Source organism: Cupriavidus taiwanensis LMG 19424 (assembly GCF_000069785.1).
GTDB lineage: Bacteria > Pseudomonadota > Gammaproteobacteria > Burkholderiales > Burkholderiaceae > Cupriavidus > Cupriavidus taiwanensis.
Window position 1 is genome coordinate 1861430 of record NC_010528.1, and the last position, 16516, is coordinate 1877945.

At 68.3% G+C, this 16516-nt stretch carries 16 protein-coding genes; all 16 read right to left on the minus strand.

The window, feature by feature from the left end; all coding sequences use genetic code 11:
• Positions 1 to 5: 5 nt before the first annotated feature.
• On the minus strand, positions 6 to 767 hold the full coding sequence (gene loiP / locus RALTA_RS08505; RefSeq protein ID WP_012353027.1) for a metalloprotease LoiP: 762 nt from the start codon (positions 765 to 767) through the stop codon (positions 6 to 8).
• A 266-nt stretch (positions 768 to 1033) separates the two neighbouring features.
• Positions 1034 to 2329 (minus strand): isocitrate lyase, encoded by a 1296-nt coding sequence (gene aceA, locus RALTA_RS08510; protein WP_012353028.1) that lies wholly within the window; start codon positions 2327 to 2329, stop codon positions 1034 to 1036.
• A gap of 340 nt (positions 2330 to 2669) precedes the next feature.
• Complete coding sequence (locus RALTA_RS08515) at positions 2670 to 3629, minus strand: alpha/beta fold hydrolase (RefSeq protein ID WP_012353029.1); 960 nt, start codon at positions 3627 to 3629, stop codon at positions 2670 to 2672.
• A 122-nt stretch (positions 3630 to 3751) separates the two neighbouring features.
• Complete coding sequence (locus tag RALTA_RS08520) at positions 3752 to 4168, minus strand: gamma-glutamylcyclotransferase family protein (protein WP_012353030.1); 417 nt, start codon at positions 4166 to 4168, stop codon at positions 3752 to 3754.
• A gap of 2 nt (positions 4169 to 4170) precedes the next feature.
• Positions 4171 to 4668 (minus strand): ribonuclease E activity regulator RraA, encoded by a 498-nt coding sequence (gene rraA / locus RALTA_RS08525; RefSeq protein ID WP_012353031.1) that lies wholly within the window; start codon positions 4666 to 4668, stop codon positions 4171 to 4173.
• A gap of 48 nt (positions 4669 to 4716) precedes the next feature.
• Positions 4717 to 6456 carry a thiamine pyrophosphate-binding protein gene (locus tag RALTA_RS08530; RefSeq protein WP_012353032.1) on the minus strand — a complete coding sequence of 580 codons (1740 nt, stop codon included), beginning with the start codon at positions 6454 to 6456 and terminating at the stop codon, positions 4717 to 4719.
• Positions 6457 to 6500: 44 nt separating this feature from the next.
• Positions 6501 to 7763: an MFS transporter gene (locus RALTA_RS08535; RefSeq protein WP_012353033.1), complete on the minus strand. Its 1263-nt coding sequence runs from the start codon at positions 7761 to 7763 to the stop codon at positions 6501 to 6503.
• Between the two features lie 132 nt (positions 7764 to 7895).
• On the minus strand, positions 7896 to 8720 hold the full coding sequence (locus tag RALTA_RS08540; RefSeq protein WP_012353034.1) for a LytR/AlgR family response regulator transcription factor: 825 nt from the start codon (positions 8718 to 8720) through the stop codon (positions 7896 to 7898).
• A 108-nt stretch (positions 8721 to 8828) separates the two neighbouring features.
• Positions 8829 to 10004, minus strand: coding sequence for a sensor histidine kinase (locus RALTA_RS08545; protein WP_012353035.1), 1176 nt, complete (start codon positions 10002 to 10004; stop codon positions 8829 to 8831).
• A gap of 60 nt (positions 10005 to 10064) precedes the next feature.
• A complete protein-coding gene (locus tag RALTA_RS08550; protein ID WP_012353036.1) occupies positions 10065 to 10472 on the minus strand; it encodes a DUF962 domain-containing protein in 408 nt (135 codons plus the stop codon).
• A gap of 245 nt (positions 10473 to 10717) precedes the next feature.
• The gene (locus tag RALTA_RS08555) at positions 10718 to 11662 is read right to left on the minus strand and encodes a CysB family HTH-type transcriptional regulator (protein WP_012353037.1); all 945 of its coding nucleotides are present in this window, start codon (positions 11660 to 11662) and stop codon (positions 10718 to 10720) included.
• On the minus strand, positions 11659 to 12771 hold the full coding sequence (locus RALTA_RS08560) for a sulfate/molybdate ABC transporter ATP-binding protein (RefSeq protein ID WP_012353038.1): 1113 nt from the start codon (positions 12769 to 12771) through the stop codon (positions 11659 to 11661). Before RALTA_RS08560 ends, RALTA_RS08555 begins: the two co-directional genes overlap by 4 nt.
• Positions 12768 to 13709 (minus strand): sulfate ABC transporter permease subunit CysW, encoded by a 942-nt coding sequence (gene cysW, locus RALTA_RS08565; RefSeq protein WP_012353039.1) that lies wholly within the window; start codon positions 13707 to 13709, stop codon positions 12768 to 12770. Before cysW ends, RALTA_RS08560 begins: the two co-directional genes overlap by 4 nt.
• Position 13710: 1 nt before the next feature.
• Positions 13711 to 14667, minus strand: coding sequence for a sulfate ABC transporter permease subunit CysT (gene cysT / locus RALTA_RS08570; RefSeq protein WP_012353040.1), 957 nt, complete (start codon positions 14665 to 14667; stop codon positions 13711 to 13713).
• 157 nt (positions 14668 to 14824) lie between these two features.
• Positions 14825 to 15496, minus strand: coding sequence for an RBBP9/YdeN family alpha/beta hydrolase (locus RALTA_RS08575; protein WP_012353041.1), 672 nt, complete (start codon positions 15494 to 15496; stop codon positions 14825 to 14827).
• Complete coding sequence (locus tag RALTA_RS08580; RefSeq protein WP_012353042.1) at positions 15493 to 16368, minus strand: EAL domain-containing protein; 876 nt, start codon at positions 16366 to 16368, stop codon at positions 15493 to 15495. Before RALTA_RS08580 ends, RALTA_RS08575 begins: the two co-directional genes overlap by 4 nt.
• Positions 16369 to 16516: the final 148 nt, after the last annotated feature.

Below are 16516 nucleotides of genomic sequence, written 5' to 3' on the forward strand. Positions count from 1 at the left end.
GCCGCTTACGAAGCCTTGCTGATGCGCTGCTCGATATGCTTGGCGCGGTCTTCCGAGCCCGGGTGCGACGAGAACATGCTGGACTTGCCGCCGTCGAGCTTGGCCAGCTTCTGGAACGCCGTGACCAGGCCCTTGGTGCTGGCCTTGTTCTTGGTCAGCAGGTCGAACGAATAGTCGTCGGCCGCGGTTTCCTGCGACTGCGAGAACTGCGCGTTGATCAGCTTCTCGCCCAGCTCGCCCAGCTGCGATTGCGACAGCGCCGCCACCGCGCCATTGCCGGCCGACGCCGCCGCGCCGCGCGCCGCGGTGGCGGTGTAGGCCACCTGCATGGCCTTCCTGGTGTGGCCCAGCGCCACGTGGCCCAGTTCGTGACCCAGCACGCCGCGCACTTCGTCGTCGGTCATCATGTCCATCAGGCCGCTGTAGACACGCACGCAGCCGTTGGCCATGGCCCAGGCGTTGACGTCCTTGGTCAGGTAGACCTTGGCATTGACGTTGGGCACTTCGCTGTTCTTCAGCCCGCTCATGATCTTGACCAGGCGCTTGTTGTAGGTGCTGTTGGCAGCGGCGATCTTGTTGGTCTTGTCCGATTCCGCGCAAGCCTGGTCCGACAGGCTCTTGACGTCGGCGTCCGACAGCGTGGCCGCCTTGGCCAGCGAGGTGCCGGCGCTCAGCATGCTGTCGACATTGGTGGGCATGCCGCCGGAACAGCCGGCCAGCAGTGCCGCCGCGACGGCGCAGGAAGCGAGCGAGAGAGTTGCTTTCATGATGTTGTTCTGGGTGGAGTGGCTCGAAGAGTGCCGATAAAGGCCCCGGCACTTTAAGCCATCTGCCCGCGCGAGGGAATCACCCAAATGCTGCAAGCCGCCAGAAATGACAATTTATTGCATTTGGACAATCTTTCAGATTGAGGGGCAAAAAAATCGCGCCGTCCCTGAGAGAGAACGGCGCGTCGCCTAAAAGAGAGCGCGTGATGGTCGCACGCGCTCCCGATCCCGCCGGACCCACGAGCCGGCGGGAGTGACCAGGAGAGTCAGGCCACTTTCTTGTCTTCGAAGAATTGCTCGTCTTCGGTCGAACCCTTCAGCGCGGTCGTCGACGACTGGCCGCCTTCGATGGTCTGGGTCACGGCGTCGAAATAGCCGGTACCGACCTCGCGCTGGTGCTTGACCGCGGTAAAACCCTTTTCGGCGGCCTTGAACTCGGCTTCCTGCAGTTCGACGAACGCGCTCATCTGGTTGCGGGCGTAGCCGTAGGCCAGGTTGAACATCGAGTAGTTCAGCGAATGGAAGCCGGCCAGCGTGATGAACTGGAACTTGTACCCCATCGCGCCCAGCTCGCGCTGGAACCTGGCGATGGTGGCGTCGTCCAGGTTCTTCTTCCAGTTGAACGACGGCGAGCAGTTGTAGGCCAGCATCTTGCCCGGGAACCTGGCGTGCACGGCTTCGGCAAACTTCTTGGCGAATTCCAGGTCCGGCTTGCCGGTTTCGCACCACACCAGGTCGGCCACCTCGGCGTAGGCCAGCGCCCGCGAGATCGACTGCTCCAGGCCGTTGCGGACGCGGTAGAAGCCTTCGACGGTGCGCTCGCCGGTGCAGAACGGCTTGTCGTTGTCATCGATGTCGGAGGTGAGCAGGTCGGCGGCCTCTGCGTCGGTGCGGGCGATCACCAGGGTCGGCACGCCCGAGACGTCGGCGGCCAGGCGCGCGGCGGTCAGCTTGGCGACGGCTTCGCGGGTCGGCACCAGCACCTTGCCGCCCATGTGGCCGCACTTCTTCACCGAGGCGAGCTGGTCCTCGAAGTGCACGCCGGCGGCGCCCGCCTCGATCATGGCCTTCATCAATTCGAAGGCATTCAGCACGCCGCCGAAGCCGGCTTCCGCGTCGGCGACGATCGGGGCGAAGAAGTCGGTGTCGCCCGTGCCTTCGCTCCACTGGATCTGGTCGGCGCGCTGGAAGGTGTTGTTGATGCGCTTGACCACCTGCGGCACCGAGTTGGCCGGATACAGCGACTGATCCGGGTACATCTCGCCAGCCAGGTTGGCGTCACCGGCAACCTGCCAGCCCGACAGGTAGATCGCCTTCAGGCCCGCCTTGACCTGCTGCATGGCCTGGTTGCCGGTCAGCGCACCCAGCGAATTGACGAACGGTTCGGTATGCAGCAGGTGCCACAGCTTTTCGGCACCGCGGCGCGCCAGCGTGTGCTCGACCTGAACCGAACCACGCAGGCGCACCACGTCTTCGGCGGAGAAATTACGCTTGATGCCCTTCCAACGCGGATTGGTGTCCCAGTCTTTCTGCAGGGCCTGGATCTGCTCTTGGCGGTTCATGGTTGCTCTCCTGAACGTGATTGGGGATGGCTGAGAATCTCGGGCTCGCCCGGACTTGGAGGCTGCCTCGCGCCCCGCTGACGCTGGCTGCTTTTCGCGCCCAAGGTCCTGTGTCTTATATAAGAGTGTAGAGAACGCTGTCGCGTCGCAACAAGTCCGAAGCCACTGGCACGCCCAGATTTATTCTTCTTTCAAATCAACGGATTGAGAAAATTATTCCACGATGCGGGACAGAATCTTCCATCATGAGAAATGACGTTGTGCTCCGCAAACTCGCATTTTTGCGGTCCAAAACCATTTCCCACATTGTGAAAAAAGCGGCAGATGCGGCGCAAGCGTGTCAGTGAACGCGACACGCCAGGAGCGCCGCGGAGGCCGGAGCGCCTTCGATATGATCGACAAATTCGCTGACCATGGCGGCAAACCCGGCAGGGTCGGCGAGCGGCAGCCAGTGCTGCGCCGGTACGGTGCGACGCCACAGTTGCGGGGTCCAGCGGTGCATGGCTTCTGTCACCGAAGGCTTCACGTAACGGTCATGCCGCGGCACGATCAGCTGCACCGGCGCATGCGCGTCCCGAGGCCGTGGCGCGCGCAGCGTCGGCAGGATGTTGGCGCGGTACAGGCGCACGCCGTGGCAGCCGTCGGCGACCTGGGTCGGGTTCAGCCTGGCGCGGACGCCCTCGGTCAGGCGCAGGTAGCGTGGCCACGCCCGGCCCAGCCACAGCCGCCAGGCCAGCTCGGGCAGCCAAGGCAGGTGGAAGACGCCGATATACCACGATGCCATCAGCTGGCGCAGCGCCTGCCCCAATGCCGCCAGCGAGCGCTGCCCGCGCAGTTCGCGCAGCGCGATGGCCGCGTGGTCCAGGCACGGGCCGGAGCAGGAAGTGAAGGAGGCAATGCGCCCCTGCAAACGCGGATCGGTGACAAATTCCCAGCCCTGGATCGAGCCCCAGTCGTGGCCGACCAGATGCACCGCGCGCTGCGGCGACACCGCGTCGATCACCGCGATAAAGTCGTCAGCCAGCTTCGGCAGCCGGTAGGCCGCGCTCGCCCGCGGTGCGGTCGAGCGTCCGGCACCGCGCACGTCGTAGGCCACCACGTGGAAGCGCCCGGCCAACTGTGCCGCCACGGCGTGCCAGACCTCGCTGTTATCGGGGTAGCCATGGACCAGCACGATGGTTGGCCGTGTTGGCCCGGGCGCGCCCCGGCGCGTTGCCGCCAGGCGCACGTCGCCGGCATCGATGAAACACGATTGCAGGACTTGCTGTGAGACTTGCTGCGGGACTTGCATAGCGTGCATGGCCGTCGGTTCCATCGTTCGATGTCATGGTCGGCCATGCTACGCAAAAGCCAGCGGTGCCGCGAATGGGCGCCGCCTGTTTGAAACGCGTGCTGAAACGCGTGCTGAAGCGAGTACGGGAATCAGGCCGCGGCCGTATCGCGGGCCCGGCGATAGGCAATCCAGTCACCGCCGTCGATGCGCGGCAGCGTGGCGGTTGCGGCGGCCGCCACCGGGTACAGCAGGCAGGCAACGGGCTCCCCGTTATGCTGCACCGCCTGTTCCTCGCGCACGAACAGCGTGGCCTGGCCCGGATAGACCTCCTCGATTTCATCCAGCACCGGCAACAGGGCTTCGGCAATCTCGTAGATATCGCCGACCACCGGGCCGCCGCCGGCATCCAGCACCAGGCCGGGATAGGTGCCAAAGTCATAGAGCCTGCCGGCGACCGTACCGGTGCCCAGGAGCGTGGGTGCGGCAATGCCGTAGCGGCGGGCCGCGGCGTTCAGGTCATTGACCTCGCCGGCGCGCAGCGTGCCGTAAACGAAGACGCGCGGCATGCTCAGCGCTCCAGCTTGTCGTCGGCGACCAGGATCCCGTCGACATCGACATAGATCCAGTTGCCCGGGCGCACCACCGCGCCCGGCATCTGCACCGTGACCTCGCTCTCGCCCACGTTGCGCTTCTGGCTCTTCTGCGGATGCGCGGCCAGCGCGCGGATGCCGATGTCGCACACGTCGAGCTCGGCGGTATCGCGGATGCAGCCGTTGACGACGATGCCGACCCAGCCGTTCTTCTCGGCCAGCAGCCCCAGGTTGCCGCCCACCAGCGCGCAGCGCAGCGAGCCGCCGCCATCGATCACCAGCACGCGGCCGCGGCCCGGCGACTCCAGCGTGGCGCGCACCAGCGAGTTGTCTTCGAACACCTTGAGCGTCGCGGCCGGGCCGGCAAATGCCGGCTGCTTGCCGAAGGCGCGGAACACCGGCGCCATCACGCGCAGCGTGCCCTCGGCAAGGCGGTCTTCATGCGCGTCGCACAGGTCGGTGGTGACGGGCTTCATCTCGGGTCTCCTGATCGGTAAGAAAGAATGCTGCCGCGCCGCGCGGCGTTACGGCTTCCGGCTGGCCAGCGCCTGCGCCCGGATCGCGCTCAGCGTGGTGCGCGGCGTGATCACGTCCGGGTCCACCTGGATTTCGATCAGCGTCGACACCGGCGCGGCGAGCGCCTCGCGCAACGCCGGCGCAAAGGCTTCGGTCGTATTCACGGTAGCGCCGCGTGCCCCATAGGCGCGCGCCAGCACGGCAAAATCGGGATTGAGCAGCTCGGTGCCGGACACATGCGTCGGGTACTCGCGTTCCTGGTGCATGCGGATGGTGCCGTACATGCCGTTGTTGACGACGATGATAATGACCGGCGCCTGGTACTGCATCGACGTAGCAAGTTCCTGGCCATTCATCAGGAAGCAGCCGTCGCCCGCCAGCGCCACCACGGTACGCTGCGGGAAGGCGATCTTGGCACCGACAGCGGCCGGCACGCCGTAGCCCATCGCGCCGCTGGTCGGCGCCAGCTGGCCGCGTCCGCCGCTGGTGAACGGCCGGTAGCGGAAATAGCGGTGCAGCCAGCCGGCATAGTTGCCGGCGCCGTTGGTCACCACCGCATCGTCCGGCAGCAGCTGGTCCAGCGTGCGGATGACCTCGGCCATGTCGACGCCCTGCGCCTTGAACGGCGGCGGCTGCAGGTAGCGTTCGTAATCGGCGTGCGCGCCTTCGGTCCAGTCTTGCCAGCGCGGCGTGGCCTGCGGCTGCAGGCCCGCCAGGCGCGCCGCGATGGCCGGCATCGAGGCCTGGATCATCAGATCGGCCTGGTACACGCTGCCCAGCTCTTCCGCACCGGCGTGCACATGGACCAGCGTCTGCGCCGGCCGCGGCGCCGCGATCAGCGCGTAGCCGCCGGTGGTCATCTCGCCCAGCCGCGGGCCGATCGCCAGCACCAGGTCAGCGTTGCGGATGCGCTCGGCCAGCGCGGGATTGATGCCGATGCCGACATCGCCGGCGTAGTTGGGATGGCGGTTGTCGAACAGGTCCTGGCCGCGGAAGGCACAGCCCACCGGCAAGGCAAAGCGCTCGGCAAAAGCCTGCAGGTCGGCGCAGGCCTGCGGGGTCCAGCCGCTGCCGCCGGCCAGCACGAACGGGCGCTCGGCGGCGTGGAGCATGTCGGCCAGCCGCGTCAGCTCGGCCTCGCCGGGCCAGGCCATGACGCGCCGGTAGGCCTGCAACTGCGGCACGACGGCGGTCTGCGCCAGCATGTCTTCGGGCAGTGCCAGCACCACCGGGCCGGGACGACCGGAGGTGGCGGTCTGGTAGGCACGCGCGATGTACTCGGGGATGCGTTCGACCCGGTCGATCTGCGCCACCCACTTGGCCATCTGGCCAAACATGCGGCGGTAGTCGATTTCCTGGAAGGCCTCGCGGTCCATGAAATCGGTGCCGACCTGGCCGATGAACAGGATCATCGGGGTCGAGTCCTGGAACGCGGTATGCACGCCGATGCTGGCATTGGTGGCACCGGGCCCGCGCGTGCAAAAGGCCAGCCCCGGACGGCCGGTCAGCTTGCCGTAGGCTTCCGCCATCACCGCGGCGCCGCCCTCCTGGCGGCAGACGACAAAGCGCAGCCGGTCGCGGCGGCGATGAAAGCCATCCAGCACCGCCAGGTAGCTTTCGCCCGGCACGCCGAAGGCCAACTCGGCCCCATGCGCCAGCAGCGCGTCGACCAGGATATGGCCGCCTGGCAGCGGCGCGCCGCGATCGGTGTCTTCAGGCTGGCTGGCGTTGACTGGCGTCGTTGGCATGGAAACGTTCCTCAGGCAAGCGGGTTGGGATAGCGGCGGGCGGGCTAGGCGGCCTCCGCCCGTGCGGCGGCCTCGCTGCGCGAGCGGTTGCCGTTACCCACGGTCACCGCGGTAAAGATCGACAGCAGCTGGAAGCCGCCAATCATGAAGAAGACCCAGGCCGGCAGCCTGGCATCCATCAGCGCGCCGAAGAACAGCGGGCCGCAGGCCAGCCCGATATCCAGGCCCGAGTAGACCACGCCGTAGACGCGCCCGGTGGCGCCGGCCGGGGCTGCCGCGCGCACCAGCAGGTCGCGCGACGGCCCGGCGGTGCCGGCGCCAAAGCCGATCACGCCCATCAGCACCGGCACCAGCAGCGCCGGCACCAGGTTCAGCCCCACCAGCACCGCCATCAGGCCCGACACGGTGAAGCTGACCGCGATCAGGCGGTCGTGGTTGCTGGTGCGGCTGGCGGCAAAGCCGCCGACGATCATGCCGCCGGCGCTGCACAGCATGTAGACGGTGTACGACGCGGTGGCCAGCGTGAACGGCATGCCATAGAGGTAGGTCAGCGCGGTTGGCGCAAAGCTCTGGATGCCGGCGGCCGAGAACGTGGTCAGCAGGAAGAAGCCCCAGCACACCCATACCTGCGGCAGGCGCAGGAAGCCCAGCACGCTGCCACCCGACCCCGCTGCCCGTGCCGCGGGACGGCCCACGGCGCCCTGCACTTCGCGCGGGTCCAGCACATGGCGCAGCGCCACCAGCACGGCCAGCACGATAAACGCCACCGCCGAGGCCGCCGCCAGCGCCATGCGCCAGTTGGCCAGGTTGGCGATCGCCACCAGGAACAGCGGCGCCGCCGCCCAGCCCAGGTTGCCGGAAATGCCATGCACCGAGAACGCGTGCCCCAGCCGCGGCTGCGAGACATGCTTGTTCAGCAGCGTGAAGTCGGCCGGGTGGAACACGCCATTGCCCAGCCCTGCCACCGCCGCGCCGAACAGCAGCCCGGCATAGCCGCCGCTGGCCGACAGCAGCAAGGCGGCCGTGCCCAGGCAAGCCAGCCCGCCGAACAGCACCGGCCGCGCGCCGAAGCGGTCCACCACGAAGCCCGACGCAGTCTGCACCACCGCCGAGACCGCGAAGAACACCGTCATCAGCAGGCCCAGCTCGGCATAGCTGAGCCCGAACTCGGCCTTGATCCACGGGAACAGCGGCGCCAGCAACAGGTGATAGAAGTGCGAAACCCCATGCGCCAGTCCCACCAGCCCGATCACCTGGGCGTCGTGACGAAGGGAATTGGGCGTGGGTTCGAGGGCGGCGGTGGGCATGGCGCTGGCGGTCGGAGGGACGATGCGGTGGGCGGGGCGGCGGGCAAAAAAATACGGGCCGAAGCCCGCATCATAGAGGAAAACCCCTGCCCGCTGCTGGCGGGCGGCGGCCACGCCGCCCCGCCCGGGCCCTTACATCTGCTTGAACAGGTGCGCGTACTGGCGCGCCACCGGCAGCAGCTCCGGGCGGTCGCGCAGCCGCAGCGACAGCCGCCCCAGCGACTGGTTGACCGCGCTGGCCACGCAGCTGATGTTGACCACGGTGCCGCGATGCACCTGCCAGAAGCGCTCCGGATCGAGCTGCTGCGTCAATTCGCGCAGGCTGGTGCGGATCAGTGCCTCGCCGGCGCCCGACACTACGTTGACGTACTTGTCGGTGGCCTCCAGGTAGATCACTTCATCGACGGGAATGATGCGCACCTCCTGCCCCACCAGCGCCTTGATAAAGCGCAGGTACTGGCGCTGCGGCGCGCCGGCCGCGCCCGGCGCGGCATGCTCGAGCGATTCAAGGCGGGCCAGCAGTTGCCCGAGCCGGTCGGTGTCGGCCACCGCAGCCTCGTCATCGTCGTCTTCCGCTTCCGTCGAATCTGACAGCCGGGCCTTCAGGCGCTGCACGGTCGCCTCCAGCCGTTCACGCTGCACCGGCTTGAGCACGTAGTCGACCGCGGCGCGCTCGAAGGCCTCCAGCGCAAACTGGTCGTAGGCGGTGACGAACACGACCAGCGGCGGCGCATCGAATTCGATCAGTTCGCGCGCCACGTCCATGCCGCTCATGCCCGGCATGCGGATATCCAGGAACGCCACGCGCGGCTGGTGCTCGCGCGCCGCCGCCAGCGCGGCCACGCCGTCGTGCACCACGGACACGACCCGCGCCTCGGGCCACAGGGCCGCCAGTTCGGATTCCAGCACGCGGGCGAGCAGGGCTTCGTCGTCGGCAATCAGCAGGGTCGGCGTCATGGGGGCGTGGGGCGTTGGCGTTGGCAGCTTCGTGGCACTGCGGGCGCGCCGGCACGGGCGAAACCTGCAGCGCTTGTTCTTTTCAGGTGAAACGACAGCGGGTGCGCGTCAGAGCCGCGGCATGGCCGGGGCGGATACCGGCATGCCTTCCGGCACGGCGGTCACGGTCTGGGTCACGGTGGGCGCCTCGGCGGGGCGTTCCAGCGGCAGCGTCAGGCGCACCACCACGCCGCGCGGCGTGTTCTCTTCCATCTGCATGGTCGCGGCCGCGCCGAAGATGCGCGCCAGCCGCTCGCGCACATGGGTGATGCCCAGCCCCGAGCCCTTGCCCGAGCCATGGCCGAAACCCACCCCGGTATCGGCGATCACCACCTGCACCGCGTTGTCGCCGGCGGCGCGCGCTGACAGCCGGATATGGCCGCCGATCATGCAGGGCTCGATGCCGTGCGTGACCGCGTTTTCCACCAGCGGCTGGATCAGCATCGGCGGGATCTCCACCTTCGCCAGTTCGCGCGGCAGGTCGATGTCGTAGGAGAGCCGCTGGCCGAAGCGCATGGCCTGGATCTCGAGGTAGCTGCGCAGCAGCTCGAACTCTTGCCGCAGCGTGCATTGCTCCGCGCGGGTATGCGCCAGCGACATGCGCAGGAAGCCGATCAGCCGCTGCAGCAGCTGCCGCGCCGCCGGCGGATCGGTGGCAATCAGGCCGTCGAGGTTGGCCAGAGAGTTGAACAGGAAATGCGGCTCGATCTGCGCCTGCAGCGCCATCAGCTGCGCGCGCACCAGCTGCTTTTCGGCTTCCTCGCGCTGCAGCGCGTCCAGCGCCGCCTGCCGCTCCAGCGACGCCAGCTTTTCGCGCGACCAGTAGAAGTAGATCATCGACGCGGCCGCCAGCATGCCCACCACCAGGCACATGCGCAGCATGCCGCCGGCCTCGTCGGCCGACTTGGGCGGCAGGTCCAGCGCCACGCGCGTGGCCCAGCTGCCGAACACCACGCCGGCCGGCACCGCGGCGGCGGCCAGCAGCAGGAACGGCCAGCGGCGCGGCCGGTCGTTCCACCAGATCACCACGCGCGGAATGTCGATCAGCACCCAGATCGACAGGCCGATCAGCTGGCTGTAGACAAAGTTGTGCCACAGCGTGCCGCCGGTCTGGAAGCCGTAGTTCAGGCTGATGGCAATCACCGAGTTCATGCACAGCACGAACAGCAGGTCGCGCCCGAGGATATTCAGGCGGGACGGGATGGCGGTGCAGGCGTGTGAGAAGCAGCGGTCCATGGCGTTCATGTTAGCGCGGCTTTCGCCATGCGCAATACGGCAAGTGACGGGACGGAGGCTCGGGGTGCGTCAGCCACCCTGCCCGGTCGCGTCGCCCGAACGCGCGGGTGCAGGCGCAGGCGCCGCGCTGCGGCCGGCCAGCGCGCGCCACCACTGCCCGGACAGGACATAGCGCGGAAAGGTGATCCACTGCTCGGCCAGGATACGCCCGGCGATATCGGCCGGCCCGGCAAACGGCTCGGGCGCGTGGGCTTCCAGCCGGTGGCCGCGCCCCTGCAGGGCCATCGACATGCCCATGCAAACCAGCCCCAGCGCGATCGCCGGCAGGTTCAGTCGCAGCAGGCCATAGACGCCCAGCACGGTGCCGGCCATGAACATCGGCACGGCAACGATATGCAGCAGCAGGTTGCGGGGATGCTGGTGGTTGCGGGCATAGCCGCGCCACTGCCGGCGCAGCAGCGGTTCGTCGTCGCGCATGATCGTCTCTCTCTCCCTTGCCCGGTCCTTGCCGACCGGCGGCCGCGCGCAAACTTTGCTGCGCTGCGGTACACGTGCGCTGCCGGCCGGGATGCCAGCGCGGGCACGTGCTGGGAATGTACCCCGCGGCGGAGGTGGGGGAAAGTCTCTTGCGACGAACGGCGGGCACGGGGTGCGAACGGCACCGTGCGGGTGCGGACGGCGTGTCCGCCGCCCCGCAAGGTGCCGCCGGCGCCGCGCGCCGCTCAGGCGGCCAGCGCCTGGCGGTCCTGCTCGGACAGCGCGCTGCTTACGGTATCGCGCGACAGGTGCGGCGCGAACATGTTGATGAAGGCGTGCGCATAGCCGCGCAGGTATGCGCCGCGGCGCACCGCCACGCTGGTGGTGTTGGGCGCGAACAGGTGGTCGGCCGAGATCCGCACCAGGCCGGAGTCCTTGCGCTCGTCATAGGCCATCGAAGCGATGATGCCGACGCCAAGGTCCAGTTCGGCATAGGTCTTGATCACATCCGCGTCCAGCGCCGTCAGCACGATCTCGGGCTGCAGGCCCGCCTCGGCAAAGGCGCTGTCGATCTTGCGGCGGCCGGTGAAGCCGGCGTCGTAGGTGATCAGCTGGAAACCCGCGACGTCCTCGAGCGTGGGCTCGGGCAGGCGCGTGAGCGGATGGTCCGGCGACACCACCAGCACGTGCTGCCAGCTGTAGGCCTCGAACGAGGTCAGGCCGGCCTCGGTCGCCAGCGCCTCGGTCGCAATGCCGATATCGGCCTGCCCGGTCAGCAGCAGCTCGACGATATGCGTGGGCGATGCTTCCTGCAGCGCCAGCGTCACATGCGGGTATTCGCGGCGGAAGGCCTGCACCACGCGTGGCAAGGCATAGCGCGCCTGCGTGTGGGTGGTGGCGACGGTAAGCCGGCCGGTGTGGCGGCCGGCGTATTCGTCGCCAGCCTGGCGCAGGTTCTCGGCCTCGAGCAGCAGGCGCTCGACGATGCGCACGATCTCGCGGCCGGGCTCGGTGAGCCCGGTCAGGCGCTTGCCGTAGCGCTCGAAGATCTCCACGCCCAGCTCCTCCTCCAGCTCGCGGATCTGGCGCGACACGCCGGGCTGCGAGGTATAGAGCGCGTTGGCGACCTCGGTCAGGTTGAACTGGCGGCGTACCGCCTCGCGGATCGAACGGAGTTGCTGGAAGTTCATCGTGCGGCCTCTTGTTCCTGGGTGGGGGCGGTGCCGTTGGCCTGCGTAAAGACGCGCAGCTGGCGCGGGCGCACGGCAAGCAGCTCGCCTTCGCGGAATCCCGCGTGGCGGAAGCGCTCGAGCGGCAGCGCCACCTCGATCACGTCCTGGTTGTCTTCCCGCTCGAGTTCGAGCTGCGCCACCGGACCCAGCGTCAGCGCGCGGCGCAGCGTGACGGCGATGCCGTCGGCGCCGGGCGCATAGCGCTCCAGGTCCAGGTCGTGCGGACGGACGTACGCGACGGCATCGCCGGCGGTCTCGTGGCCGCTGCCGACCACCGGCAGCACCGCCTCGCCGGTATGCAGCAGGCCGCCGCTCTCGCCCACTTCCAGCCGGCCATGGAACAGGTTCACGTTGCCGAGGAAGCCGAATACGAACGGCGTGGCCGGATGGTTGTAGACCGCCTCGGGCGAGCCGAACTGCTCGACGCGGCCACGGTTCATCAGCACCACCTGGTCGGCCACTTCCAGCGCCTCTTCCTGGTCGTGCGTGACGAACACGCTGGTCACGTGCAGCTCATCGTGCAGGCGCCGCAGCCAGCGGCGCAGTTCCTTGCGCACCTTGGCGTCGAGCGCGCCGAAGGGTTCGTCGAGCAGCAGCACGCGCGGCTCCACCGCCAGCGCGCGCGCCAGGGCGATGCGCTGGCGCTGGCCGCCCGACAGCTGCGCCGGGTAGCGGTCGGCGAGCCAGTCGAGCTGGACCAGGTCGAGCAGCGCATGCACCTTCTCGCGGATCTGCGCTTCGCTCGGGCGCTCGGCGCGCGGCTTCACGCGCAGGCCGAAGGCCACGTTCTCGAACACGCTCATGTGCTTGAACAGCGCGTAGTGCTGGAATACGAAGCCCACCTGGCGCTGGCGCACATGCTGGTCGGAGGCATCGCGCCCGGACAGCACGATCTGGCCCGCGTCGGCGCGCTCCAGGCCGGCGATGATGCGCAGCAGCGTGGTCTTGCCGCAACCGGACGGGCCCAGCAGCGCGGTCAGCTCGCCTTCGTCGAAATCGAGCGAGACATTGTCCAGCGCGACGAAATCGCCAAAGCGCTTCTCTACGTTCTTGACCTGGATGCTCATGATGCTTGTCCTTGCATTGAAGCCGGCAGGCTTGCCAGCGGCCGCTCCGGTGCAGCCTCTTCGGTTTCCTTGCGGGCGCGCCATTCCACCAGCGTCTTGATGCCGAGCGTCACCAGCGCCAGCAGCGTCAGCAGCGACGCCACCGCGAACGCGGCCGCGAAGTTGTACTCGTTGTAGAGGATCTCCACGTGCAGCGGCATGGTGTTGGTCAGCCCGCGGATATGGCCCGACACCACCGACACCGCGCCGAACTCGCCCATCGCCCGCGCATTGCACAGGATCACGCCGTACAGCAGGCCCCAGCGGATATTGGGCAGCGTGATATGGCGGAAGGTCTGCCAGCCCGACGCGCCCAGCACGATCGCGGCCTCTTCCTCTTCGCTGCCCTGCGCCTGCATCAGCGGGATCAGCTCGCGCGCCACGAAGGGGAAGGTGACGAAGATGGTGGCCAGCACGATGCCCGGCACCGCGAACATGATCTTGATGTCGTGCGCCTGCAGCCACGGACCCAGCCAGCCCTGCGCGCCGAACAGCAGCACATAGACCAGGCCCGAGATCACCGGCGACACCGAGAACGGCAGGTCGATCAGCGTGATCAGCAGGTTCTTGCCGCGGAAGTCGAACTTGGCGATGGCCCACGCCGCCGCCACGCCGAACACTACGTTCAGCGGCACGGCGATCGCCGCCACCGTCAGCGTGAGCTGGATCGCGGCCAGCGCGTCGGGCTCGACCAGCGCTTCCCAGTACGTCTGCACGCCCTTGCGCAAGGCTTCATAGAACACCGACGCCAGCGGCACGAACAGGAACAGCGTCAGGAACAGCACCGCCACCGCGATCAGCGTGTAGCGCACCCATGGCGCCTCGCCGGTGGCATCGAAGCGGTGATGGCCGCTGGCGCCGCCCTGCCCGCCCAGGCGTGCCGAAACAGATCCGGCCATCTCAGAACTCCTTGCCCGTAGCGGGCGCTTCAGCAGCCAGCGCGGCGCGCGCACCGGACTGGTGGCGGCGCGTCCAGGCCTGCAGCAGGTTGATCAGCAGCAGCAGCGCGAACGAGATCACCAGCATCACCACCGCCACCGCGGTGGCACCGGCGTAATCGTATTGCTCCAGCTTGGAATAGATCATCAGCGGCGCGATCTCGGACACCATCGGCATGTTGCCCGAGATGAATACCACCGAGCCGTATTCGCCGGTGGCGCGCGCGAAGGACAGCGCAAACCCCGTCAGCAGCGCCGGCAGGATGGCCGGCAGGATCACGCGGCGGAAGGTTTGCAGCCGGTTGGCGCCCAGGCTGGCCGCGGCTTCTTCCAGCTCCTGCTCGACGTCTTCGAGCACCGGCTGCACCGTGCGCACCACGAACGGCAGGCCGATAAAGGTCAGCGCCACCACCACGCCCAGCGGCGTGAACGCGACCTTGATGCCGAGCGGCTCCAGGTAGCGACCGATCCAGCCGTTGCCCGCGAACAGCGCGGTCAGCGCGATGCCGGCCACCGCGGTCGGCAGCGCGAACGGCAGGTCGACCAGCGCATCGATCAGGCGCTTGCCGACAAAGCGGTAGCGCACCAGCACCCACGCCACGATCAGCCCGAACACCGTATTGACGATAGCCGCGATCAGCGACGCGCCGAAGCTCAGCTGCAGCGATGCCAGCACGCGCGGCGCCGTGATCGAGGTCCAGAACGCGTCCCACGTCATCGTGAACGTCTTCAGGAACGTGGCCGACAGCGGCACCAGCACGATCAGCGTCAGGTAGAACAGCGTGAACCCGAGCGACAGGCCGAAGCCCGGCAGCACCGTGAAGCGCTGCCTGGACGGGTTGCGCGGCGCGCGCGCCGAATCGGACGCGCGGGGCGCCGCCGGCGGCGGCGTGTCCGCCAGGGAGATGGATGGAGGCATGTCGTCTCGTCTGTGAGCGGTGCGCTGCCAGGCCCGATGGCCCAGCGTCGCCCGCTGTCCTTTATGATGCCGGCGCCTATTGCGCCGGCCTACGAGACAGATTCTGCAGACCCGCCTTTATAAAAAGAACGAATCTTTATGAATTTTCTTAGACGGTTTAGATATAAGGGACCGTCGAGGCGACTTCGACGCCGGCCTCCCATGGGGTGGCTGAGGCACTTTGTGTGCCGGTGTCGCCGGCCTGTGTGATCCGCTGTACCAGCGTATCGAGCAGCGCGAGACCTTCCGGCCACTCGCCGAGGCCCGAATCGGCATTGATATGGCCCAGATGGCCCACGTCGACCAGTTCGCTGCCCCACAGCGTGCCCCACGAGAATGCGGTGCGCTGCGGCATCCACGGGTCGTTGCGGCTGGCCGCAAGTATGGTAGGGAACGGCAGGCGGTACGCGGGCAGCAAGGCCGCCACGCCGAACTTGTCCGGATCGGCCGGCGCCACCAGCAATGCCCCGGCGATGCCGACCGGGTCCAGCGCCGCCTGGCGCAGCGTGGCCAGGCAGCCGAAGCTGTGCGCCACCAGCACGGCGCCGCGCGCGGCCACGCGCCGGGCCCGCATCACGCCTTCGGAAACGCGCTCGGCCCACAGCGGCAGGCTCGGCCGCGACCAGTCATGCTGCTCCACCCGCTGCCAGTCCGGGAACTGCTGCTCCCAGCGGCTCTGCCAGTGCCCGGGGCCGCTGCCATGCAATCCCGGCACCGTCAGCACCTGCAGGTGGCGCGGAATCTCCAGCCGCGCGGCGCGGCGCGGCAAGGTCTTGTCCGAATGCGTCATACCGGCTCCTCGCTCAGTGCATGCGGCGTCGCGACATCAGGTGCCGCGCCGCCACGCCCATCCGCCGCGCGCAGCGCGGCCGCGCTGACCAGCCCGCCGGCAAAGGCACCCTGCCCCAGGCCGATGCCAGCGGCCTGCAGGCGCTCGATGCTCTCGGTGTCCTGCAGCCGGCGCCCGATCAGAGTGACGCCCGCGCTGGCCGCGCTGGCGCGCAGCCCGGACAGCTGGCGGTCGGTCCAGGTGCGGCGCATGTCCAGCTTGAGCCAGTCCGGCAGCGCATGCGCCATCAGCGCGCCCGCCTCGGCCGGATCCGAGGCCTGCAGGCTCACCGCGAAGCCATTGCGCCGGTAATTGCCCACCACATGCAGCAACAGCCCCAGATCGTCATTGGCGCTGGCCGGCACCTGGATCACAAAGCGCTCCAGCGGCAACCCCAGCGACTGCAGCGCGCGCCGGAAAGCCGCGCCGTGGTCGTCGGCCACGGCGGCCAGCAGCCGGTTGTGCACGTTCAGCACCAGCTTGTGCCCGCCGTCCGCCGCAAAGTAGTTGATGGCATGCAGCAGGCGCGAGAGCCGGTCAAGCGATACCAGCGTATGGTCGTCCGCGGCCATCGCGAACAGCTTCCATGCCGCCAGGCCGACGCCATCCTCGGCGTAGGTATGGATGGCGCCTTCATGCGCCACCACCTGCCGGTCCGCCAGCGTGACCAGCGGCTCGAACGCACTGGTCAGCGAGCAGTTAAAGAATTGGCCCTGCACCTGCCCGCGCGCATCGCGCCACAGTTGCCGGTCCGCCAGCGGCTGGCGCGGCAGCGATTCGAGATAGCGTTGGAGCGCAGACGCTGCGCCCGTCGGTTCATGCACGCCTGGCATGGTGATCCTTGGGTTGGCCGGGCCGCCGGGCCGGCGGTCTGGTTGGTGGTGGGCAAGCGCGATGGCTCGCGGCGCCTGCCTGCTCATGATAGGAGCCTGGCGGGCGCGGGCGTATGAAGATTAAAGACTGTCGATATGCGCCGGCCGG